The organism is Brucella sp. 22210 (assembly GCF_052045675.1).
Classification (GTDB): domain Bacteria; phylum Pseudomonadota; class Alphaproteobacteria; order Rhizobiales; family Rhizobiaceae; genus Brucella.
This window is the reverse complement of record NZ_JBQEPD010000005.1, coordinates 106979-127803: the sequence shown is the minus strand read 5'-3', so window position 1 is coordinate 127803 and position 20825 is coordinate 106979. Positions and strand designations below refer to the sequence as shown.

Genomic DNA, 20825 nt, shown 5'->3' with positions numbered 1-20825 from the left:
TTTTCGGGATGCGCTTTAATCCGCCATCGCCTCTTCATATTCCGATGAAAGCTCCAGCCATTTTTCTTCCGCGTTTGCGAGCGCGGATTTCGCATCACTCATATCCTTGTTGATGCGAATGACTTTCTGAGGCTCTTTTTCATAAAGCGCCGGGTCTTCCAGCTGATTGGCGAAAGCTTGAATCTGTTTCTGCAGTTTCTGCATCAAGCTCTCGGTTTCCTTGATCTTTTTCTGCAAGGGCGCCAAGGCTTCGCGCTTCTGCGCGGCAAGCTTGCGCTGCTCCGCTTTATTGACCTTCGGACCTTCATCGCGTTCGGAAGCCGGTTCACCCTTGGCGTCGGCCAGAACGATCTGGCGATATTCATCGAGATCGCCTTCAAACGCCTTCACACTGCCTTCGCGCACCAGCCAAAGCCGCTCCATCGTGGCTTCGATCAGATGGCGGTCGTGCGCGATCAGGATGACAGCGCCGTTGAAGGCGTTGAGCGCGTGGACCAGTTCTTCGCGGCTGTCGATATCGAGATGGTTGGTCGGTTCGTCGAGGATCAGAAGGTTGGGCCCATGGAAGGTCGCAAGCCCCATCAGCAGACGCGCTTTCTCGCCGCCGGAAAGGTCCTTCGCAGGCGTCAGCATCTTTTCGGTCGAAAGCCCCATCCGTGCCACGCGAGAGCGAACTTTGGCCTCCGGCTCGGTCGGCATCAGCTTGCGCACATGCTCGATGGCGTTGTCTTCCGGCACCAGATCATCCATCTGATGCTGTGCGAAGAACGCCACTTTCAGATTGGGCGAGATGGTCAGCGTGCCGTTTTCCGGCTTCAACCGTCCCGCAATCAGCTTGGCCAGTGTGGACTTACCATTGCCGTTTGAACCGAGCAGCGCGATGCGGTCATCATTGTCGATGCGCAGCGTCACGTTACGCAGCACCGGCTTGCCCGGCACATAGCCGACATCGGCGTGGTCCAGCGCGATGATGGGCGAGGCGGCCTTCTTTTCGGCATCCGGAAAACTAAACGGCTGCACATGGCTGTCGACATAAAGCTCGATGGGCTTCAGCTTCTGCAAGGCCTTGAGGCGGGACTGCGCCTGCCGGGCCTTGGTGGCCTTGGCGCGGAACCGCTCAACAAAGGATTCCATGTGCTTGCGGTGCGCTTCCTGCTTGGCATGCGCCTTCTGCTGCAATTCCAGCATTTCGTGCCGCTGACGCTCGAACTGATCATAATTGCCGCGCCAGAAGCTGATTTTCTTCTGGTCGAGATGCATGATCGACGACGTGGCCGAATTCAGCAGTTCGCGATCATGGCTGATGATGATGACGGTGTGCGGATAGCGCTTAACATAGTCGACCAGCCACAGCACGCCTTCAAGATCGAGATAGTTGGTCGGTTCGTCGAGCAGCAGCAGGTCCGGTTCGGAAAACAGAACCGCAGCGAGCGCTACGCGCATGCGCCAGCCGCCGGAGAAGGCCGAGGCAGGACGCCGTTGTGCTTCGGCGTTGAAACCGAGACCGGACAGGATCGCACCTGCGCGCGCTTCCGCCGAATGGGCGTCGATATCGGCAAGCCGCGTGTGGATTTCCGCGATGCGATGCGGGTCGGTCGCCGTTTCGGCTTCGTCAAGAAGCGCCGCGCGCTCCTTGTCCGCCTTCATGACGATTTCGATCAGCGGTTCTTCCGTGCCGGGCGCTTCCTGTGCCACCTGACCGATGCGGGTGTTCTTCGGCACCGACACACTGCCCGTTTCAGGCGCGAGATCACCGGTGATGACCCGGAACAGGGTGGACTTTCCCGTGCCGTTGCGACCGACGAAACCGGTCTTCGATCCGGCAGGCAGCGTCACGCTGGCATGATCGATCAGAAGGCGTCCGGCGATGCGGACGGAAATGTCATCGAGAATAAGCATGGACTGGCTTTTGCACGGCTCTGCGCATTTCCGCAAGTATCAACATCAATCAGGCGAAGCGACGGCCGCCTTCCGTGCGCTGGAATTGCGAAAGGTCGAGCGAAGGGGCGTCTGTGCCGAGCCGCGTCAAGGCTGCGTGGATCTGGCCGCGATGGTGGGTCTGGTGATTAAACAGATGCGCCAGCGACGGTGCAAGCCGTTGGCTCATCGTGCGCATGTCCGAGACGGTTGTGTAGGTAAAACGCCCCGCAAGCTTGTCGGCGTTTAACCCGTCGGTATAGCGACAGATACGTCCATCCTCTGCGTGGCGCAGATCGCGCAGCGTGATGAAATTGTCGGTGATGATAGCGTCGAGCTGCTTTGGATGGTCGCCTTCGCCGGTAAACCGCTTCATCCAGATGCGGTCCGTGACCAGAAGATGGTTGAGCGTGCGATGGATCGAGCCGAAAAACAGGCCGAGATCGAGCCGGTATTCCTCGTCGCTCAGATCGGCGGCGGCGGCATAGAGCAGTTCATTGGCCCAGCGATTATACCACGCAAACATTTGAAAATGCTGTTCCATACAATTCCCCGCTACCCGACAGCCTGAATCAGAATGGCATTATCTATGCCTTCAAATTTCTGCCGTCTCAAGCTGCTAGGCGATACCGGATGTGCTCTAAAGGATAATCCGACTGGAGTGAGACGAGGATCGATAAGATTATGCTCGAAACGGCGCGGCCTCTTGGCAATTAAGCCTATCGACGGTATAGAGCCTCACTTTTCTAAAATTTCCCAGCAAACAAGGTGTCATAATGGCAATCGAACGTACCTTCTCCATGATCAAGCCCGACGCGACCCGCCGCAACCTGACCGGCGCAATCACCGCCAAGCTTGAAGAAGCTGGTCTGCGTGTTGTCGCTTCGAAGCGCGTCTGGATGAGCCTGCGTGAAGCACAGGGCTTCTACGCTGTTCACAAGGACCGTCCTTTCTTCGGCGAACTGACCGAATTCATGTCTTCGGGCCCGACGATCGTTCAGGTTCTCGAAGGTGAAAACGCAATCGCCAAGAACCGCGAAGTCATGGGCGCAACCAACCCTGCAAACGCAGACGCTGGTACGATCCGCAAGGAATTCGCTCTGTCGATCGGCGAAAACTCGGTTCACGGTTCGGACGCTCCGGAAACCGCTGCCGAAGAAATCGCTTACTGGTTCTCGGGTACCGAAATCGTCGGCTAATCCGATCCACATGCATGAAAAAAGCCGGGCTCGCGCCCGGCTTTTTTGTATCTTCTCTTAAATTAAATCAGAGATTTTGCGCCAGTGTCGCGATCTCTTTGCCGTCCTGATCAAGAAGGACGAGTTTACCCACGGTATCGATCTTGTAGGACCGCGTTTTCGTCAATGTATCAAGAAATTTACGTTCCTGATTCATGAGCGCTGGCGGGCATTGCATGTAGGTCGAACCGACATCGGCAAAGGAAATCGTTTCGCCTGTCACTGTCGCCTTGCTGAAATAGCGATTGCAGCCGCCGGAACCGCTGACAGAGCCGTCGGGGGTGACTGTCAGTGTGGTCTGGGCATTGTCAATGACGCCGCCGCCCTGAATGTCTTCGGCCAGCCAGTCCTTGCCTTCAATGCCGATGGATACGGTCTCGTCTGCGCTCTTGCGCACCATGACGACGCGCATTTCAATCGGAGTACCGGGATTGGCGGGATCGATGGTGTAATTCTGGTCGTTGACGAACCAGAGTGTATCGCCAGCAGTGATGCGGGCCTGCAGGGCATAGGTATGACCCGGCTGAATCTTGTCTGTGTCGAAATTGATCGCGAAGGGGATCGGCGATCCTTGTGCGGATTCGATGCGGGTTTCGGCAATCGTCTGGGATGGCGCATCGGCAAGCGAGATATCTGCAAGCTGTACCGTCAGCTTGGCTTCCGGCGGCAGAGCGATGCGTTCGCGATACATGACCTTGCCACTCACTGTCTTTTCAGCGGCAATGCTGCTCGTCGGCATGGACGTGGTCAGGAACAAGGCTGCGCCACCAAGCGCGCCAAGGCCGACCACGAGTGCCGTGGCAATTGAAAGAGTGCTCTTCAGTAGTTTTCGCATTCTTAAAGTCCGAAACCTCATTCCTGCACAATCGGGAATATTGCCCTATTGTGGCAGTGTTGCCGTGCCCGTCGCTCCGTCCGCGTTCCGCGTCCGACAGGAGCTTGATTCACTCCGCAGACAATAATGAAATCTTCATGTGAAAATTGTGGCAGCACAAGTAAGCGCCACCCAAATTACACTGTATTTTAGGGGTTTAAATAGTTAATTCGTGCTTAAAGAGAAACAGAGTTTTCTGCAAATAGATCAAAGCGCTGATCGGACGGATCAAGTATTTTGCGATTTGTCCCATCGCTTTCGACTTAAGTCGTCGTCATCCTTGGCCGTGACCCAGCCATCGGCGGTGCCGTCAGCGAGATGTTCGCGCTTCCAGAACGGCGCGCCGGTCTTCATGAAATCCATCAGAAAAGAGGCCGCCTCAAAAGCGGCAAGACGGTGCGCCGATGCGGTCGCAACGAGCACGATATTGTCGCCGGGCTTGATCAGCCCGTAACGGTGGATGATGGATATACCCAGAAGCGGCCAGCGCGCCATCGCCTGCTCGGCAATGCGCCTGATCTCGGCTTCCGCCATTCCGGGATAATGTTCGAGTTCTAGCGCGGAGAGGCGACCATTTTCATCCCGGCAAAGCCCGGAGAAGGTGACTATGGCCCCGATATCCTTGCGTCCAGCGCGAAGTTTTTCCACTTCCGCCGTCGCGTCGAAATCATCTTCGCGAACGCTGACGAACAGCGGGCAAATCGGCTGCCCGCCCATCTCAGCCACCCGTCATGGGCGGGAAAAGAGCGACCTCGTCCCCGTCCTGGATGAATTCATTATGTTCGGCATGTTCCTGATTGATTGCCGCGCGGATAACGTCGCCATGCTCGAAAGCGGCTTCATATTCTTCGCCACGGGTTTTCAGCTGGCTAATGAGTTCGCCGACCGTCACTTTCGGGGCAGGGAGAACGATGAGGTCTTCACCCTTGCCGATTTTCTCCCGCACCCAGGCGAAATAGACGACTTTGACGCTCACGAGCTTAATCCATCACGTGCTTGAGGCCTGCCTTGAAGTAATCCCAGCCCGTATAGAGCGTGAGGATTGCCGAGATCCAGAGCAGGACAATGCCCAGTTCCGTTACATAGGGCATGATTTTATCACCGGCAGGGCCGGCCAGCAAAAAGGCAAGCGCTACCATCTGCGCTGTGGTCTTCCACTTCGCAAGACGTGAGACGGGCACGCTGACTTTGAGTTCCGCGAGATATTCACGCAGGCCCGAAACCAGAATTTCGCGGCACAGAATGATGATTGCCGCCCACAGGGTCCAGCCGGCAATGGTGCCATCGGCAGCCAGAAGCAGCAGAATGGCAGATACGAGAAGCTTGTCTGCGATCGGGTCAAGCATGCGCCCGATCGTTGAGGTCTGCTTCCAGATACGCGCAAGATAGCCGTCGAAGAAATCGGTGATGCTGGCCACGATAAACAGGCCAAGAGCGGTCCAACGGGCGAAGTCGCTGGATTCGAGGCGCCCCTCCACAAAGAAGCACAACACCACAAGCGGCACGGCGACAATCCGTCCGTAAGTGAGAATGTTGGGCAAAGAGAGGGTATGTTTGTTCTGCATTGTTCCGCCGTAACCGTTATTTTGTGCACATCAACAGGGATGATCAATAAAATCAACACTTGTGCAGGTGTTCTGCTCGGACCTTATGACGCTGGTGCGCAAAAGCGCATCAAAATTGCGTCACCGGTCACGAAAATGATCGTGAATGGTACGTGCCATTGCCTCCGATATGCCGTCGATCTGCATCAGGTCCTCCATAGCTGCACGCGAAACCGCTTTTGCCGTGCCGAAATGATGGAGCAAAGCGCGTTTGCGCGACGGACCGATTCCCGCAATTTCATCGAGTGGGTTCTTGACCATCTCCCTCTTGCGCCGCGCGCGGTGCGTGCCGATGGCAAAGCGGTGCGCTTCATCGCGCATCCGCTGGATGAAATAAAGAACAGGATCGCGCGGGGGCAGGGTGAAAGGCTGCTTGCCATCCACGAAAAACCGCTCGCGTCCCGCTTCACGGTCCACGCCCTTAGCGATGCCGATTGCATTGACGAGATTGGCGATACCCATTTCATTGAGAATCTGACGCACAGCCCCCACTTGCCCCTGTCCACCATCAATGAGAATCACATCGGGCCAGGCCGGGAAACTGTCATTCACTTCAGGCGCTTCAGAGGTTTCAAGGTTTTCCGGATCGGACGCTTCATCCGGTGCGCCGTGCTCCTTCACCAGTCTTGAGAAGCGACGCTCGATCACTTCGCGCATCATGCCAAAATCGTCGCCCGGCGTGATATCGGTCGAGCGGATATTGAACTTGCGATACTGGTTTTTGACGAAGCCTTCCGGTCCGGCGACGATCATGCCGCCGACAGCGTTCGTGCCCATAATATGCGAGTTATCGTAGACCTCGATGCGGCGCGGCGTGCGTGCAAGACCGAATGTTTCCGCCATGCCTTGCAACAGACGCGCCTGCGATGAGGTTTCGGCAAGCCTGCGGCCCAGTGCTTCACGCGCATTGGTCAATGCGTGATCGACGAGATCCTTTTTCTCGCCACGCTGGGGCACATTGACCTGCACCTTATGACCGGCGCGGGTGGAAAGCGCCTCGGCGATGAGCGTCTGCTCTTCCACGGCCTCGGACAAAAGCACAAGGCGCGGGCAGGGCTTGTCGTCGTAGAACTGCGACAGGAAGGCGCCCAAAACTTCCGCCGGTCCAAGCGAGCTGTCGGCCTTCGGATAATAAGCGCGGTTGCCCCAGTTCTGGCCGGTGCGGAAGAAGAAGACCTGAATACAGGTCATGCCGCCTTCCTGATGGATGGCGAAAACATCGGCTTCTTCGACTGTCTGCGGATTGATGCCTTGATGCGACTGGACATGCGAAAGTGCTGCCAGACGGTCGCGATAAACTGCGGCATGTTCGAAATCGAGATCGGCAGACGCCGCCTGCATGGCGGTGGCCAGATGGTCTTTCACCGATTGGCTCTTGCCGGATAGGAATGCCTTGGCCTCGGAGACCAGCTCTCCATAATCCGCATCGCTGATTTCGTGCGTGCAGGGACCGGAGCAGCGCTTGATCTGAAACAGCAGACAGGGGCGGGTGCGGCTTTCGAACACCGAATCCGTACAGGTGCGCAGCAGGAAGGCGCGTTGCAGCGCGTTGATCGTGCGCCCCACAGCGCCCGCCGAGGCGAAGGGGCCGAAATAATCGCCCTTGCGCGAGCGTGCACCGCGATGCTTGAAAATGCCGGGCGCGCGGTGGTCGCCGGTCAAAAGAATATAGGGAAACGACTTGTCGTCGCGCATCAGCACGTTGAAGCGCGGGCGCAATCTTTTGATCAGATTCGCTTCGAGCAGCAGCGCTTCGGTTTCCGTTCGCGTCACGACGAATTCCATCATCGCCGTCTCGCGGATCATCCGCACGATGCGATTCGAATGGGCTATGCCGCGTGCATAATTGGAAACGCGCTTTTTGAGGTTCCGCGCCTTGCCGACATAAAGAACGTCGCCATCGCTGTTGAACATGCGATAGACGCCGGGATTGTTCGGCAAGCGTTTGACGAAGGCGTTGATGATATCCTGACCGCTAAGACCTGCCGTATCCGGCAGCCCGTCCGACGAATCCCACTGGATCTGGTCGGCCATGGAAGGCGCAGCAACAATTTCGGAACCCGTGTCGTCGCTGTCTTCATCATCATCGGCTTCCGCATCGCCAATGATAATACCGGCCACGTCCTGCTCGTCGTCGGACGGCAAGTTCGCACTGGTATCGTCATGGTTTTTGCGATTACCGCTCATTCCGTGATTCCTGCGATGTCGGGGGTTTCCCATGCCAGATGCTGCCCGCCATCGAGCGCAATCATCTGGCCGGTAATGGAACGATTCTCCCAGAAGTAACGCACTGTACGACCAAATTCCGGCAATTCTGGTGCACGCTGCAAGGCCACCTTGCTGACTTGCCGTTCAAAATCACCCGGACGCTGCCGTTCGCTTGGCAAGGTCGGCCCCGGTGCAATCGCATTCACACGAATGCGCGGCGCCAGTGCCTGCGCAAGCGTGCGGGTCGCATTCCAGAGCGCTGTCTTGGACAGCGTATAAGAGAAGAAGTTCGGATTGAGCTTCCAGACGCGCTGGTCGATTACATTGACGATCAACCCATCGGTTGTTTCCGGTAAGGCCTTGGCCATCGCTTCCGAAAGAATGACCGGCGCTTTGAGATGAATCGCGAAATGCCTGTCCCACAACCCCATGTCGAGATCACCAACCCGGTCATCCTCAAACAAGGACGCATTGTTGACGAGCAGGCGGATCGGCCCAAGCTGGCGCGCGGCTTTCGCAATAAGACCTCGCACATCCTGTTCGGATGCCAGATCAGCCTGAACGACACAGGCGTTGCCGCCGCGCGCAAGAATGGCGTCGGCCAAAGCCTGTCCTTCGTCAACCGACCGATTGCAGTGGATCGCAACAGGAAAGCCATGGGCAGCGAGGTCTTCGACAATCGCCTTTCCGATGCGCCGCGCGCCGCCCGTCACAAGAACCGGACATTTTGCAAGCTGGCTGACTTCCTGATCGTTCAACACGGTAAACACTTTCTTATCGAGATTCTCTCGTGATTTTCATGCCATTTTGCTCATGAAATTGCATCCATTAATAGCGCCAAGCGGGTCGGCTGCTGACAAAATAGTAGCAATTTCAGGTGCTTCTCGTGGCGAGGAGGTGAGTTGATTGCCCCGCAACAATCCGCACCTGCTCATATAGTCACAAAAGGTTGGCGTTGCGAGAATGCAACATCGCATTTTTGCCATTTTCTCGTCGGGTTTTCTTCACAGAAGCGGGCATTTCGTGCCGCAATTACCGACGATACCTCCTCCCATCAGCACGGCATGGGCAGTTCACTCCCAAAACGCTGCCCGCCCGATAAGGGACCGTGTCAAACGTAATTTGTGTAAGGAGAATGCTATGCGCACTCTTAAGTCTCTCGTAATCGCCTCGGCTGCGCTGCTGCCGTTCTCTGCGACTGCCTTTGCTGCTGACGCCATTCAGGAACAGCCTCCTGTTCCGGCTCCGGTCGAAATGGCTCCTCAGAACACCTGGGCTGGCGGCTACACCGGTCTGTACCTCGGCTACGGCTGGAACAAGGCCAAGACCGACGCTGTTGGCACCGTAAAGCCTGACGACTGGAAGGCTGGCGCATACGCTGGCTGGAACTTCCAGCAGGACCAGTTCGTGTACGGTGTTGAAGGTGACGCCGGTTACTCTTGGGCCAAGAAGTCCAAGGACGGTCTGGAAGTCAAGCAGGGCTTCGAAGGCTCGCTGCGTGCACGTCTCGGCTACGACCTGAACCCGATCATGCCATACATCACCGGTGGTGTTGCTGGTTCGCAGGTTAAGCTCAGCGGCAATGGCGACGACGAAAGCAAGTTCCGCGTTGGTTGGACTGCTGGTGCCGGTATGGAAGCCAAGCTGACCGAAAACATCCTGGGCCGCGTCGAATACCGCTACACCCAGTTCGGTAACAAGGACTACGACCTTGGCGGCGCTTCCGTCAGCAACAAGCTCGACACCCACGACATCCGCGTCGGCGTTGGCTACAAGTTCTAATTATCTGATAATTGAACACGGAAAACCGGGCAGGCAACTGCCCGGTTTTTTGTTGTCTAAAGTGCTCTTTGCCGAAAACTCGTCCGGTCAATAACCTTCCTGCTGTGCTGTATCGACCAGCCATTTGCGGAAGGAGGCCATGGCGTTTGTTTCCGGGCGAGATTGAAGCCTCGCCAGCCAATAGCTGCCCATCGTCACTGTCTGCTGGAAGGGCTGAACGATTGTTTCAGCATGAAGCTGCCGGGTAAACATTGACGGCGGTGCAAGTGCTACGCCCGCGCCCTGTATCGCGGCTTCCATCATAGCCAGCGATGAATCGAACATGATGCTTTTCGGCAGCGGCATGTCTCCAGTGACGCCGGCAGCAGCAAACCATTGCGACCATTCATCAGTCCGGTAAGATCTGAGCAGCGTTTGTCGTGTCAGATCCGACGGTGTTTTCAGCTGGTTTGCTATGTCTGAAATGCACAAGGGCGAAAGCGGCGCTTCCAGCAGCCGGGTTGCATCAACGCCATGCCAGGCGCCAGACCCAAAGCGAATCGCAAAATCCAGTCCTTCAGCCGCGATGTCGACGCGATTATTGTTGGTTGAAAGCCGCAAGTCGATGAATGGATGCGTGGTCTGAAAATCGCGCAGGCGAGGGATGAGCCAGCCGACTGCAAGCGTTCCGACGACGCCGACGCGCAGAACCTCGCGGTAATGTCCGCCCTCGAAACGTTCCAGTGTCCCGGCGATATTGTCAAAGGCCTCGCGCAAAGTGGGCAGCAGCGTTTCCCCTTCATGGGTCAGCAACAATCCACGCGGCAGGCGCTCGAACAGGGTGACATTGAGGCGGTGCTCGAGGCTTTTCACCTGATGGCTGACGGCGGCCTGTGTCACACACAATTCGATTGCCGCCTTGGTGAAACTCAGATGGCGAGCGGAAGCTTCGAAGGCGCGCAGTGCATTGAGCGGGAGATGAGGCCGTACCATCGCTATACCCAAATTTTCCTAATGCCAGAGCCAAGATAACGTCGTTTGTTTCGGACGTATAGCTCGCTTATATCGAGAGTGCCGGATAGACGGGTTTTGATTTCAGTTCACCCGCATCAGGGCTAACGCGCGTTATTTCACATGAGAAAACAATGATTTCCACCGCATGCCCCCAGAGCAGTGGAAAAATCGATTCACGATGAGGATTGCGTATAAGTCATGAGAAAAATTACCGTTCCTGCTTTGAGTATGGTCACTATCGCCAGCCTGTTGTCCAGTGTATCTGCCCAGGCTGCAGGCGCATTGAGCGAGAAAGAAATCAGGCATCTGGTCGATGAAACGATCAAGCCTGTCATGGCTGAGCACAAGATCCCCGGCATGGCCGTAGCGGTTACCGCTGGCGGCGAGACCCACTTTTTCAGCTATGGCGTCGCCTCTAAAGAACGTGGACAGAAGGTGACCGAAGACACGATCTTCGAGATCGGTTCCGTCTCCAAGACCTTTACCGCCACGCTTGGCGGATTGGGGCTTGCGGAAGGCGCGTTCAAACTGGGCGACGTGGCGACGAAATACGCTCCTGAACTGGCAAGCAGCAGCTTCGACAAGGTCTCGATGCTCGATCTTGGTACTTATACGGCGGGCGGTTTGCCCTTGCAGTTTCCAGATAGCGTCACCGATCACCAGACGATGATCGACTATTTCAAGAACTGGAAGCCGGATTATCCGGCGGGAACACAACGGCGTTATTCGAATCCGAGTATCGGTCTGTTTGGTTACCTTGCCGCCCAAAGCATGGGTGAGACCTTCGACAAGGTGATGGAAAACAAGCTTATTCCGGCATTTGGCCTGAAGCATACATTTATCCATGTGCCTGAAAGCCAGATGAAGAGTTACGCTTATGGCTATTCGAAAGCCAACAAGCCGATCCGCGTGTCTCCCGGCGCCTTCGACGCGCAGGCCTATGGAATCAAAACCACCGCACCGGATTTGATTCGTTTTGTGCAGTTGAATATGGACAGCGCATCGCTCGATCAGCCGATGCAAAAGGCCGTAGCGGCCACGCATACCGGCTATTACAAGGTCGGTGACATGACGCAGAGCCTCGGCTGGGAGCGTTACACCTATCCGCTGAACCTGAAAACGCTGCTTGGCGGCAACACATCCGACATGGCGATGAAATCGCACAAAATCGAAAAGCTCGATCCGCCAATGCAGCCGTCAGACGACATGCTGCTCAATAAGACCGGTTCGACTGGCGGCTTTGGTGCCTATGTGGCCTTTGTGCCGGCTAAGAAGATCGGCATTGTGATGCTTGCGAACCGCAACTATCCGAATGAAGAACGGATCAAGGCCGGTTACCGCATCCTGAAGGCCCTGGACGGCAACCACTAATCGCCAAAAACGCAAGCGCCCCGGATAGCGGCTGCCATCCGGGGCGTTTTTGTTTTCGTCAAGAAAGCTTAGCCGTGAACTCAGCCTTGCGGCAGCAGGGCCGTGAGTTCCGGATGCAGTTCCTGAAAACGCTTGACCCAGCGCTTGAGCTTCGGACGTCCGCGCTCCCATTTGCCGTCAAAGCGCAGCGCAAGATAGCCAAGCGTTGCAGCGACGGCGATATGGCCCGCATGGAGCTTGCCCGCCAGACGCGGCGGAGCTTCATTGAGCAGGTCGAGCGCGCGCTCTGCCTTGCGCCATTGCAGATCCAGCCAAGGCTGGTGGATTTTCTCTTCCGGGCGCATGCGGCGTTCGTAGACATGCGCGAGGAGAACGTCAGCCAGACCATCAGCAATGGCTTCATAACGCTCGGCATCGGTGCGCTTTTCCGCATTGCGTGGGAAGAGCTTGTTGCCGGAAACGCGGTTCAGATATTGCGTGATGGCGCGGCTGTCGAAAACCGCCTTGCCGTCATCCGTGACGAGGGTTGGAATCTTGCCGAGCGGATTGGCGGTGATGAGGTTCTCCGGCTCTGCCGACGTGTTCACGACCACGCTTTCAAAAGGGACGCCTGCATAATGCGCGGCCATACGCACCTTCGCGCTGTAAGGCGAAGCGGGTGAATAGAGAATCTGCGTCATGTTTGATTCCTGAGAATGAAGATTATTGGGTTGCCGGCATCATGACCGAACGGCTGCGGCAGGAGTTGTTGTTGACCTCCTGGCAGGCGCGAAACTGGAGATCCTTCGTCATGCAGATGCGCACTTCCTGAAGATAGTTGCGCTGGCACGTGACGGAAATGCCGTTGGCCTTCATGCCCGGATTGGCAGTGATGAAGGCGTTTTCGACGAGCATCGGGTCAACCCGGCGATTGCCGCTCACGCTACGCAGGCTCGGTGGGATATTGACTTGATCATAGGCTTTGCGAAGCGTGCCGAAATAGTCGGTCTGCGACAGGCCGGAACAGCTTCCGTGCTTGCGCCATTCATGCCCGATCAATCCGGCAGCAGGCATGATGTCTGAAAGGCTGGAAATGATCTGGCGCGGGACATAGCCGCCGCGGCTGCGATCATTGTCGAGCTGGCAATTGGCCGGATAGCCCCATTCATTCTGCGGCCACAGACCGTGCGCCACAAAGCCAAAAGGCCGCTGCGTGTTGCACTGCTGCTTGTTGGCGCGGCGGCCCTCCGACGCGCAATAGCTCGGCGACCACGAAAGCGACAGCACATAGAAGTCGAAATCGCCGGGCACATCGCCGCTGTCGCGGTCGTCAGCGAAGGCTGCACCCGACAATATTGTCGTTGCCATCAGGGCAACCGAAAGCAAAGCGCTCAGGACAGCCGCCAGTCTTCGCAGCATGGGACCTCCGGTCAGGTCAGCGGAGGACGCGGCAGCTTGGTGCGTCGTAGACATACCAGCGGTCGAAACCTTCAACGCAGAATTCCACGTTGCGGCCGACAGAGGCAAAACCCTGACCTTCTTCAATCAGATACCAGACCGAACGATACTGGCCGTCGCTCAATACGGCGGTGGCCTTGCAATAGGTGCGTTCGATCTCTGCCGGGTTTGTCTTCGGCTCAAAGCGGGTCAGGCGCACATCGCTCATTGCGGAAATGCCGACCTGCGGCAGTTCGGGCACATGGCGCACCTGATAGCCGAAACGCGAGACCACCGAGCGCAGCACGCTCTGCTGGTTGCAGACGGTGTTGTCGACCACGGCTGGGGGGGACTGAAGGTAATCGGCAGCGCTGGCGGGCAGGGCTGCAAAGGTTAGCGGCAGGACGGAGGCGGCGAAGAGGGCGGCTCGCGAAAAGCGTCCGAAGCGATCCAGTTTGCCCGAGGTAAGTTGCATGTCTCTATCCTGTCCCAAAATGCGAACGCGAAGCGCGCGCTTATGTCTGTGATAGCCGAAGCTTTGCTTCGCGCAGTTTCTTTCAGCAGGCCGCAGCGGTCAAGTGCGATCCGTCTCGCCGCGTATCCACCGAACACTGAAATTGCTTCCCTTTTCTTCGGCCAGCAGTTTCGTAAGGGTGGGAAGCAGCGTTTGCATCTCACTTTCGAGTGTATAGGGCGGATTCACGACGATCATGCCGGTGCCATCGAGGCGCGGTTCGGATGATGGCGCGCGAATCGCCAGCTCGATCTGCATGATTTTCGGGATGCCGGTTTCATAAAGCCGTTTGGCGAAACGCTCGGTTTCCTTGCGATCCTTTACGGGATACCAGAGTGCATAAGTGCCGCCGCCGAAGCGCTTGTGCGCTTTCGCGAGACCATCCACCATACGGTCGAACTCGCCTTCTAACTCGAAAGGCGGATCGACCAGCACGAGGCCACGCTTTTCCTTGGGCGGCAGATGTGCACCCATTGCCAGCCAGCCGTCGAGTTCAATGACGCGCACCTGATAATCGCCGTCGAAACGCTTGGCCAGTTTGGCCGCATCCTGCGGATGCAGTTCCAGCGCCGACAGACGGTCCTGCTTGCGCAACAGATGTCGTGTCACATAGGGCGAGCCGGGATAATGGCGGAGCTTGCCGTCCGCGTTTACCGCGCGCACTGCATCGAGATAAGGCGCGAGCAGTTCCAGCGCTGCCGGTTCGATCTGGCCCTTATCGACCGCATCGACAAGGCGGTGAATGCCGCCCGTCCACTCACCCGTCTTGCCGGCTTCGACACCTTTCAGGTCGTAAAGCCCGATGCCTGCATGGGTATCGATGACGCGAAAGGCCTGATCCTTGCGCTTCAGATAATCGATGATACGGGCGAGGATGACGTGCTTGACGACATCCGCAAAATTTCCGGCGTGATAGGCGTGACGATAGTTCATGATCGCGCTTGTTTCACGGCTTGTGGTTTTCGGCAAGAGCGATGCGAATTTCCGATTCGCCTTGGCTGTCATAAATGTGACATACAGCGGTCACCAACCGCATCTTCACCTGAGTCGAGCTTGCAATGTCCGGTGGCGTCCTTCTGATCGTCCTCTTTGGCGCGTTTCTTCACGCGAGTTGGAATGCTATCGTCAAAAGCAGCGGCGACAAGTTTTTCGCAGCCGCCAGCGTAACCGGCGCTGCCGGTTTCATCGCTCTGTTCATCGTGCCATTTCTGCCGATGCCGAACTCGGTGAGTTGGGTCTATATCCTGATGTCCACCGTCACCCAGACTTTCTATATGTCACTGGTGGCGGCGGCTTACAAATCCGGCGATATGAGCGAGGCCTACCCGATCATGCGCGGCACGCCGCCCTTGCTCGTCGCGCTGGTCAGTGCGCCGCTGGTGGGCGAAGTTATGGGCTGGAAGAGCTGGCTCGGCATTGTGTTCATTTGCTCGGGCGTGCTGGCCATGGCGCTGGAAGCAAGGCGGCGCAATCGCGGCACCTCCAGCCGCACGGCCATTCTGGCGTTGACCAATGCCGGTTTTATTGCCGGTTACACCATCATCGATGGTCTTGGCGTTCGGGCGTCCGGTGCACCGCTTTCCTATACATTGTGGTTGTTTGTCATCAATGCTGTGCCGCTTGCCGGTTGGGCGCTCTATCGCGAACCGGACCGGTTCATCAGCTATATGCGCAATCGCTGGCGTCCGGCGTTGATCGGCGGTGTCGGGACACTCGGCTCCTACGGGCTGGCGCTCTGGGCGATGACCATGGCGCCGATTGCCGTGGTGGCCGCCTTGCGCGAAACTGCCATTCTTTTCGGCATGATCATTTCTGCGGTCGTGCTGAAGGAAAAAGTGGGGCTACCGCGTTTTGCCGCAGCGGCGCTCATCGTTCTGGGTGCCATCACGCTTCGCCTGTCTTAACGATTCTGCGTCGAAAACATATTTCGCCGTGTGAGCGCTTGCGGTAATAAAGAAATATGAACGAGCAAGTTTCCAAATCCAATATCAAGATCGGCCATTCGGCTTGCCCGCATGACTGCCCGTCCACCTGTGCGCTCGATATCGAGCTTCTGGACGAGCGTACCATCGGTCGTGTGCGCGGCGCCAAGGACAATAGCTATACGGCTGGCGTGATCTGCGCCAAGGTCGCGCGCTATGCCGAGCGCGTTCATCACCCAGACCGTCTGAAGCACCCGCTGGTGCGCTCTGGCGCTAAGGGCGCTGGCGAATGGAAACAGGCTTCCTGGGAAGCCGCACTGGATCTGATAGCCGAACGGTTTTTGAAAGCCGAAGCCGAATATGGCAGTGAAAGCGTCTGGCCTTATTATTATGCGGGCACGATGGGGCTTGTTCAGCGCGATTCCATCAATCGTCTTCGCTTTGCCAAGCGCTACTCCAATCAGTTCGACAGTTTCTGCACCAATATGGCCTGGACGGGCTATTTCGCCGGAACAGGAAGCCTGATCGGCCCCGACCCGCGTGAGATGAGCAAGGCCGATGTGGTGGTGATCTGGGGCACCAATGCCGCCGCTACGCAGGTCAATGTCATGACCCACGCCGTGCGTGCGCGTAAAGAGCGCGGTGCGAAGATCGTCGTCATCGACATCTATGCCAATGCGACCGTGCGGCAGGCCGATATGGGCATCGTGCTCAAGCCCGGCACCGATGGCGCTTTCGCCTGTGCGGTGATGCATGTGCTGTTTCGCGACGGTCTTGCGGACTGGAATTATCTGGAACGCTATACCGACGACCCGAAGGGGTTGGAGGCGCATCTGGGCTCCCGCACGCCGGAATGGGCGTCGGCGATCACAGGGCTGACGGTTGAGGAAATCGAAGCCTTTGCGCATCTGGTCGGCAAGACCAAGCGGACCTATTTCCGCCTCGGCTATGGCTTCACCCGGCAGCGCAATGGCGCAGTGAACATGCATGCCGCGGCGTCGATTGCCTGCGTGACTGGCGCTTTTCTTCATGAAGGCGGCGGCGCGTTTCACTCGAACGCCAACATCTTCAAATTCGACAAGCGCGAGATTGAAGGTCGGGCGATGCAGGACAAGACCATCCGCTTCCTCGACCAGTCGAAGATCGGACGCATCCTCACGGGTGACCGTGAAGCGCTTTATGACGGCCCGCCCGTCATGGCTATGCTGATCCAGAACACCAATCCGATGAATGTGACGCCTGAACAACGTCTCGTCCGCAAAGGTTTTGCGCGCGAGGACCTGTTTGTCACGGTGCACGAGCAGTTCATGACCGACACGGCCAAGATGGCCGATGTCGTGCTGCCTGCCACCACATTCCTCGAACACGACGATATTTATCGCGGCGGCGGCCAGCAGCACGTCGTGCTCGGGCCAAAGCTGATCGAACCTTATGCCGAGGCGCGACCGAATATTTTCGTCATCAACGAACTGGCCAACCGGCTGGGCGTTGGTCATCTTCCGGGCTTTTCTGTCGATGAGCGCACGCTGATCGACAATATGAACGCCAATAGTGATTTGCCGCATTTCGACGAACTGAAAGAGCGACGCTTCATCGACAAGCAGCCGCCTTTTGAGGAAGCGCATTACATCAAGGGCTTCAAATGGCCCGATGGCAAGTTCCGATTCCGCCCCGATTGGACAGGAAGCCCCGCACCGGACCGCCCGCCGGAAGTCATGGGCCTGCAAGGTCCGTTCGAGTCGATCCCGGAATTCCCGGATTACTGGGAAGTGATCGAAATGGCAGATGCCGAGCATCCCTACCGGCTTGCGACATCACCGGCGCATAATTTTCTGAACTCGACCTTTGCTGAAACGCCAACTTCGCTTGCCAAGGAAATCCGGCCTGAACTGCTGATCCATCCGGATGATGCTGCGGAATTGGGCATTGCCGATGGCGAGCGGATCGAGATCGGCAATCATCGCGGCGAAGTGGTGTTACATGCCGTGCTACGCGCTGGTCAAAAACGCGGCGTGGTGGTGTCGGAAGGTATTTTCCCCAATGCGTCGTTCGAGCGCGGTGAGGGGATCAATACGCTGATCGGTGCCGAGCCCGCCGCTCCCTATGGCGGTCTGGCCGTGCATGACACCAAAATCTGGATCAGAAAACTGGGCTGAGGAGCAATGGTCTAAGCTGCTGCTCAATCTTTTCCCTCATCCTGAGGAGCCGTTGAAAACGGCGTCTTGAAGGGCGAGGGAAAACGCACAGCGCTTGTCTTCGTCCTTCGACAAGCTCTGGATGAGGGGGAAGCGTGGTGACCGGATCATGTTAAAGGTCACCAAAGTCCAATTACAAAGCCGCGCCGAATTTCTTCGGCGCGGCTTTTTCATAAAGCAGGCTAACGATTAACCGGCGTAGTTCAGGCGCAGGCGGGAAACGCCGACTGCTGCATTGAGGCCGCGCTGGCCCTGAACCGAAATCGGCTGCAGCGAAATTGTCTTCCACGAACCGCCAGTCAGGATGTTCGTGCCGAAGCCGATACCGATGGCTGCGTTGGCCGAAGCGCCGACATAACGACCCTTGAGCGCGCCTTCCGGACGAACGGTCGGAGCCCAGACGGCCCAAGCAACGGTGCCGCCATTGATGAAGCCGACGTCAACGCCGAGCTTGGTGATGGTGCCGGTGTAGTGTTCCAAAGGACCACGACCGCGCACAGGGCGGAACACACAATCAACATCCTGCTGGCTGCCGATGATCACACCGATGGCCGGGGAAATGTCGCAGGTCAGAGTGCCGACTTCCGAACGCGGCTGCGTGCGACCCGAAGCGGGAGGAGCTACGAAGTCTGCCGCGATGGCGGGAGCGGTGACAGCAATGCCGGAAATGACGGCGATTGCGGACAGGAAGGAAGTCGAAAAACGGAGAGACATGATCTTGTCCTCTTCTTGAACACATATTGAAAGAGACGGGTCTGAATGGGCTCGTCTCAATAACGGGGATTGCCGAAGCAAGTTCCGTTACAATCGAGAATTAGAGCTTTTTGCGGGAAATTAAAGTTTTATTAACAAAAAACTTGGGGTGTGATGAATTTGTCGCGCATAAGCGCCGTCAGGCGCTCACAATCATGGCGTCGGGCCTGGCATCGGGAAGAGACGCATCGACATCCTTCCTGCCGTTTGCAAATTGCCGCAGAACGAGCGGATAGATCCGGTGTTCAGCTTTCAAAACGCGTGCGGCCAGCGTGTCGGCGGTGTCGCCTTCGATGACAGGCACGGCGGCCTGGGCCAGAATGGGGCCTTCATCCATGCCTTCCGTGACAAGATGCACGGTGCAGCCCGCAAGCTTCACACCGGCGTCGATGGCACGCTGATGCGTGTGCAAGCCGGGGAACAGCGGCAACAGGGAAGGATGGATGTTGAGGATACGTCCTTCATAAGGCGCGATAAAACGCCCGGATAGAAGCCGCATATAGCCAGCGAGGCAGAGAAGGTTGGGCTTCAATGCGGCCAATGCGGCGAGGATGGCATCTTCATGCTCGTCCTTCGATGCAAAATCCTTGCGTTTGAAAACCTGGGTGGCAATGCCAGCGGCTTGCGCCTTGGCAAGGCCGCCTGCGTCTGCCTTGTCGGAAAAGACCGCGACGATTTCCGCCGGAAAATCGGGTGTCTGTGCAGCCCGGATCAGCGCCTCCATATTGGAGCCGCTGCCGGAGATGAAGATGACGACCCGTTTACGGCTCATAGCGCCAGCGTGCCCTTGTAGACGACGCCGTCCTTTTCGCGTGCGATCATGCGACCGAGCGTGACGACCTGTTCGCCTTCAGCGACGAGGGCCGCGACCACTTCGTCAACCTTTTCAGGCGTGACGACGGCGATCATGCCGATGCCGCAATTGAAGGTGCGCAGCATTTCGACAGGCTCCACGCCGCCAGTTTTGGCAAGCCAGGAGAAGACCGGCGGTACGGCAATTGCCGTCAGATTGACTTCGGCAGCCAGACCTTCCGGCAGAACGCGCGGAATATTGTCGGGGAAACCGCCGCCGGTGATATGCGCCAGCGCCTTGATGCCATCGGAAGCGCGGATGGCTGCAAGCAGCGGCTTCACATAGATGCGGGTCGGAGTGAGAAGCGCTTCGCCCAGCGTCGAACCCGGCTGGAATGGCGCATCGGACTTCCAGCCAAGGCTGGACAGTTCAACAATGCGGCGCACCAGCGAGAAGCCATTGGAATGAACGCCGGAAGAGGCGAGGCCGAGAATGATATCGCCTTCGGCAATATCGCCGCGCGGCAATAGCCGGTCGCGCTCTGCCGCACCCACGGCGAAACCGGCCAGATCATAATCGCCATCGCGATACATGCCCGGCATTTCAGCGGTTTCGCCGCCGATCAGCGCAGAGCCTGCCTGACGGCAGCCTTCGGCAATGCCTGCAACGATGTCGACGCCCTGATCAGGCGACAGCTTGCCGGTTGCATAATAATCGAGGAAGAAGAGCGGCTCTGCGCCTTGTACGACCAGATCGTTCACGCACATGGCGACGAGGTCGATGCCCACTGTGTCGTGCTTGTCGGCGTCGATGGCGATCTTCAGCTTGGTGCCCACGCCATCATTGGCGGCAACCAGAACCGGATCTTTGAAGCCAGCCGCTTTCAGATCGAAGAGGCCGCCAAAACCGCCGATTTCGCCATCCGCACCGGGACGGCGCGTCGAACGGACGAGCGGCTTGATCTTTTCAACCATCAGGTTTCCGGCATCGATATCGACACCTGCCTGCGCATAGGTCAGGCCATTGTGGCCGGCGAGCTTGTTTTCCGAGGTCATGGCCTGCTCCTGAAACTGGGTGCTATCCACCTGCGCGCAATGACACGAGATGGCTTTGCCCGCAAGGTCAAGAAGCGGGAAAAGCGCAAAACTCCGCTGGAATCTGCCCAGTTTTTCGCAGGACCGGTCATGTCCGTGTCAATATAGACGGCTGTTGCACTGGCTTTGCATTTCGCACAGCCCGGTCTAC

The 20825-nt window shown here is 57.4% G+C and carries 21 protein-coding genes; 5 read left to right on the top strand and 16 right to left on the bottom strand.

Annotation, left to right across the window (positions count from 1 at the left end; all coding sequences use genetic code 11):
* Positions 1-15: 15 nt before the first annotated feature.
* Positions 16-1899: an ABC-F family ATP-binding cassette domain-containing protein gene (locus tag ACTJKP_RS09175; protein WP_440630408.1), complete on the bottom strand. Its 1884-nt coding sequence runs from the start codon at positions 1897-1899 to the stop codon at positions 16-18.
* A gap of 49 nt (positions 1900-1948) precedes the next feature.
* Positions 1949-2461, bottom strand: a complete 513-nt coding sequence (locus ACTJKP_RS09170; RefSeq protein WP_440630407.1) for a DinB family protein — start codon at positions 2459-2461, stop codon at positions 1949-1951.
* A 232-nt stretch (positions 2462-2693) separates the two neighbouring features.
* On the opposite strand from ACTJKP_RS09170, the gene ndk reads away from it, so the two are divergent.
* Positions 2694-3116 (top strand): nucleoside-diphosphate kinase, encoded by a 423-nt coding sequence (ndk, locus tag ACTJKP_RS09165; protein WP_109368676.1) that lies wholly within the window; start codon positions 2694-2696, stop codon positions 3114-3116.
* Between the two features lie 67 nt (positions 3117-3183).
* Here ndk and ACTJKP_RS09160 read toward each other — a convergent pair whose 3' ends face one another.
* From ACTJKP_RS09160 to ACTJKP_RS09135, 6 genes are all read right to left on the bottom strand, one after another.
* On the bottom strand, positions 3184-3990 hold the full coding sequence (locus ACTJKP_RS09160) for a YbaY family lipoprotein (protein ID WP_440630406.1): 807 nt from the start codon (positions 3988-3990) through the stop codon (positions 3184-3186).
* Between the two features lie 267 nt (positions 3991-4257).
* A complete protein-coding gene (locus tag ACTJKP_RS09155) occupies positions 4258-4746 on the bottom strand; it encodes a molybdenum cofactor biosynthesis protein MoaE (RefSeq protein WP_440630405.1) in 489 nt (162 codons plus the stop codon).
* A gap of 1 nt (position 4747) precedes the next feature.
* Positions 4748-5005: a molybdopterin converting factor subunit 1 gene (moaD, locus tag ACTJKP_RS09150; RefSeq protein WP_078340744.1), complete on the bottom strand. Its 258-nt coding sequence runs from the start codon at positions 5003-5005 to the stop codon at positions 4748-4750.
* 4 nt (positions 5006-5009) lie between these two features.
* Positions 5010-5594 carry a CDP-diacylglycerol--glycerol-3-phosphate 3-phosphatidyltransferase gene (gene pgsA, locus ACTJKP_RS09145; protein WP_078340745.1) on the bottom strand — a complete coding sequence of 195 codons (585 nt, stop codon included), beginning with the start codon at positions 5592-5594 and terminating at the stop codon, positions 5010-5012.
* Positions 5595-5714: 120 nt separating this feature from the next.
* A complete protein-coding gene (gene uvrC / locus ACTJKP_RS09140; protein ID WP_440630404.1) occupies positions 5715-7820 on the bottom strand; it encodes an excinuclease ABC subunit UvrC in 2106 nt (701 codons plus the stop codon).
* Positions 7817-8602 (bottom strand): SDR family oxidoreductase, encoded by a 786-nt coding sequence (locus tag ACTJKP_RS09135; RefSeq protein WP_440630403.1) that lies wholly within the window; start codon positions 8600-8602, stop codon positions 7817-7819. Before ACTJKP_RS09135 ends, uvrC begins: the two co-directional genes overlap by 4 nt.
* A gap of 379 nt (positions 8603-8981) precedes the next feature.
* Here ACTJKP_RS09135 and omp25 point away from each other — a divergent pair, with 379 nt between their 5' ends.
* Positions 8982-9623, top strand: coding sequence for an outer membrane protein Omp25 (gene omp25 / locus ACTJKP_RS09130; protein ID WP_078340748.1), 642 nt, complete (start codon positions 8982-8984; stop codon positions 9621-9623).
* 87 nt (positions 9624-9710) lie between these two features.
* Here omp25 and ACTJKP_RS09125 read toward each other — a convergent pair whose 3' ends face one another.
* Positions 9711-10595 carry a LysR family transcriptional regulator gene (locus ACTJKP_RS09125; protein ID WP_440630402.1) on the bottom strand — a complete coding sequence of 295 codons (885 nt, stop codon included), beginning with the start codon at positions 10593-10595 and terminating at the stop codon, positions 9711-9713.
* Positions 10596-10814: 219 nt separating this feature from the next.
* Between ACTJKP_RS09125 and ampC the strand changes: the two genes are divergently transcribed.
* Positions 10815-11987, top strand: a complete 1173-nt coding sequence (ampC, locus tag ACTJKP_RS09120; RefSeq protein ID WP_440630401.1) for a class C beta-lactamase — start codon at positions 10815-10817, stop codon at positions 11985-11987.
* Between the two features lie 80 nt (positions 11988-12067).
* On the opposite strand, the gene ACTJKP_RS09115 is transcribed toward ampC, so the two are convergent.
* The 4 genes from ACTJKP_RS09115 to ACTJKP_RS09100 form a co-directional block, all read right to left on the bottom strand.
* Positions 12068-12667, bottom strand: coding sequence for a glutathione S-transferase (locus ACTJKP_RS09115; protein ID WP_138785824.1), 600 nt, complete (start codon positions 12665-12667; stop codon positions 12068-12070).
* A gap of 22 nt (positions 12668-12689) precedes the next feature.
* Positions 12690-13385 carry a ribonuclease T2 family protein gene (locus ACTJKP_RS09110; protein ID WP_440630400.1) on the bottom strand — a complete coding sequence of 232 codons (696 nt, stop codon included), beginning with the start codon at positions 13383-13385 and terminating at the stop codon, positions 12690-12692.
* Positions 13386-13401: 16 nt separating this feature from the next.
* On the bottom strand, positions 13402-13878 hold the full coding sequence (locus ACTJKP_RS09105; RefSeq protein WP_440630399.1) for a phage portal protein: 477 nt from the start codon (positions 13876-13878) through the stop codon (positions 13402-13404).
* Between the two features lie 99 nt (positions 13879-13977).
* Positions 13978-14850 carry a 23S rRNA (adenine(2030)-N(6))-methyltransferase RlmJ gene (locus tag ACTJKP_RS09100; protein ID WP_440630493.1) on the bottom strand — a complete coding sequence of 291 codons (873 nt, stop codon included), beginning with the start codon at positions 14848-14850 and terminating at the stop codon, positions 13978-13980.
* A 125-nt stretch (positions 14851-14975) separates the two neighbouring features.
* On the opposite strand from ACTJKP_RS09100, the gene ACTJKP_RS09095 reads away from it, so the two are divergent.
* Together ACTJKP_RS09095 and ACTJKP_RS09090 are read left to right on the top strand one after the other, a co-directional pair.
* Positions 14976-15821: a DMT family transporter gene (locus tag ACTJKP_RS09095; protein ID WP_078340754.1), complete on the top strand. Its 846-nt coding sequence runs from the start codon at positions 14976-14978 to the stop codon at positions 15819-15821.
* Positions 15822-15877: 56 nt separating this feature from the next.
* Complete coding sequence (locus ACTJKP_RS09090) at positions 15878-17995, top strand: molybdopterin oxidoreductase family protein (protein WP_440630398.1); 2118 nt, start codon at positions 15878-15880, stop codon at positions 17993-17995.
* A gap of 228 nt (positions 17996-18223) precedes the next feature.
* Here the strand turns inward: ACTJKP_RS09090 and ACTJKP_RS09085 are convergent, their stop codons facing one another.
* The 3 genes from ACTJKP_RS09085 to purM all read right to left on the bottom strand — a co-directional run bounded on the left by ACTJKP_RS09085 (position 18224) and on the right by purM (position 20635).
* Positions 18224-18748: a DUF992 domain-containing protein gene (locus ACTJKP_RS09085; RefSeq protein WP_440630397.1), complete on the bottom strand. Its 525-nt coding sequence runs from the start codon at positions 18746-18748 to the stop codon at positions 18224-18226.
* Positions 18749-18926: 178 nt separating this feature from the next.
* Positions 18927-19559 (bottom strand): phosphoribosylglycinamide formyltransferase, encoded by a 633-nt coding sequence (gene purN / locus ACTJKP_RS09080; protein ID WP_440630396.1) that lies wholly within the window; start codon positions 19557-19559, stop codon positions 18927-18929.
* Positions 19556-20635, bottom strand: a complete 1080-nt coding sequence (gene purM / locus ACTJKP_RS09075; RefSeq protein WP_440630395.1) for a phosphoribosylformylglycinamidine cyclo-ligase — start codon at positions 20633-20635, stop codon at positions 19556-19558. The genes purN and purM overlap by 4 nt, the downstream gene beginning before the upstream one ends.
* Between the last annotated feature and the right edge of the window lie 190 nt (positions 20636-20825).

Coding starts and splice junctions, on each gene's coding strand:
- ACTJKP_RS09090 (WP_440630398.1), top strand. CDS start 15,878: ATGAACGAGCAAGTTTCCAAATCCAATATCAAGATCGGCCATTCGGCT.
- ACTJKP_RS09105 (WP_440630399.1), bottom strand. CDS start 13,878: ATGCAACTTACCTCGGGCAAACTGGATCGCTTCGGACGCTTTTCGCGA.
- ACTJKP_RS09115 (WP_138785824.1), bottom strand. CDS start 12,667: ATGACGCAGATTCTCTATTCACCCGCTTCGCCTTACAGCGCGAAGGTG.
- ACTJKP_RS09125 (WP_440630402.1), bottom strand. CDS start 10,595: ATGGTACGGCCTCATCTCCCGCTCAATGCACTGCGCGCCTTCGAAGCT.
- ACTJKP_RS09160 (WP_440630406.1), bottom strand. CDS start 3,990: ATGCGAAAACTACTGAAGAGCACTCTTTCAATTGCCACGGCACTCGTG.
- uvrC (WP_440630404.1), bottom strand. CDS start 7,820: ATGAGCGGTAATCGCAAAAACCATGACGATACCAGTGCGAACTTGCCG.
- ndk (WP_109368676.1), top strand. CDS start 2,694: ATGGCAATCGAACGTACCTTCTCCATGATCAAGCCCGACGCGACCCGC.
- ACTJKP_RS09110 (WP_440630400.1), bottom strand. CDS start 13,385: ATGCTGCGAAGACTGGCGGCTGTCCTGAGCGCTTTGCTTTCGGTTGCC.
- purM (WP_440630395.1), bottom strand. CDS start 20,635: ATGACCTCGGAAAACAAGCTCGCCGGCCACAATGGCCTGACCTATGCG.
- purN (WP_440630396.1), bottom strand. CDS start 19,559: ATGAGCCGTAAACGGGTCGTCATCTTCATCTCCGGCAGCGGCTCCAAT.
- pgsA (WP_078340745.1), bottom strand. CDS start 5,594: ATGCAGAACAAACATACCCTCTCTTTGCCCAACATTCTCACTTACGGA.
- ACTJKP_RS09100 (WP_440630493.1), bottom strand. CDS start 14,850: ATGAACTATCGTCACGCCTATCACGCCGGAAATTTTGCGGATGTCGTC.
- ACTJKP_RS09085 (WP_440630397.1), bottom strand. CDS start 18,748: ATGTCTCTCCGTTTTTCGACTTCCTTCCTGTCCGCAATCGCCGTCATT.
- ACTJKP_RS09155 (WP_440630405.1), bottom strand. CDS start 4,746: ATGGGCGGGCAGCCGATTTGCCCGCTGTTCGTCAGCGTTCGCGAAGAT.
- ampC (WP_440630401.1), top strand. CDS start 10,815: ATGAGAAAAATTACCGTTCCTGCTTTGAGTATGGTCACTATCGCCAGC.
- ACTJKP_RS09170 (WP_440630407.1), bottom strand. CDS start 2,461: ATGGAACAGCATTTTCAAATGTTTGCGTGGTATAATCGCTGGGCCAAT.
- ACTJKP_RS09175 (WP_440630408.1), bottom strand. CDS start 1,899: ATGCTTATTCTCGATGACATTTCCGTCCGCATCGCCGGACGCCTTCTG.
- ACTJKP_RS09095 (WP_078340754.1), top strand. CDS start 14,976: ATGTCCGGTGGCGTCCTTCTGATCGTCCTCTTTGGCGCGTTTCTTCAC.
- omp25 (WP_078340748.1), top strand. CDS start 8,982: ATGCGCACTCTTAAGTCTCTCGTAATCGCCTCGGCTGCGCTGCTGCCG.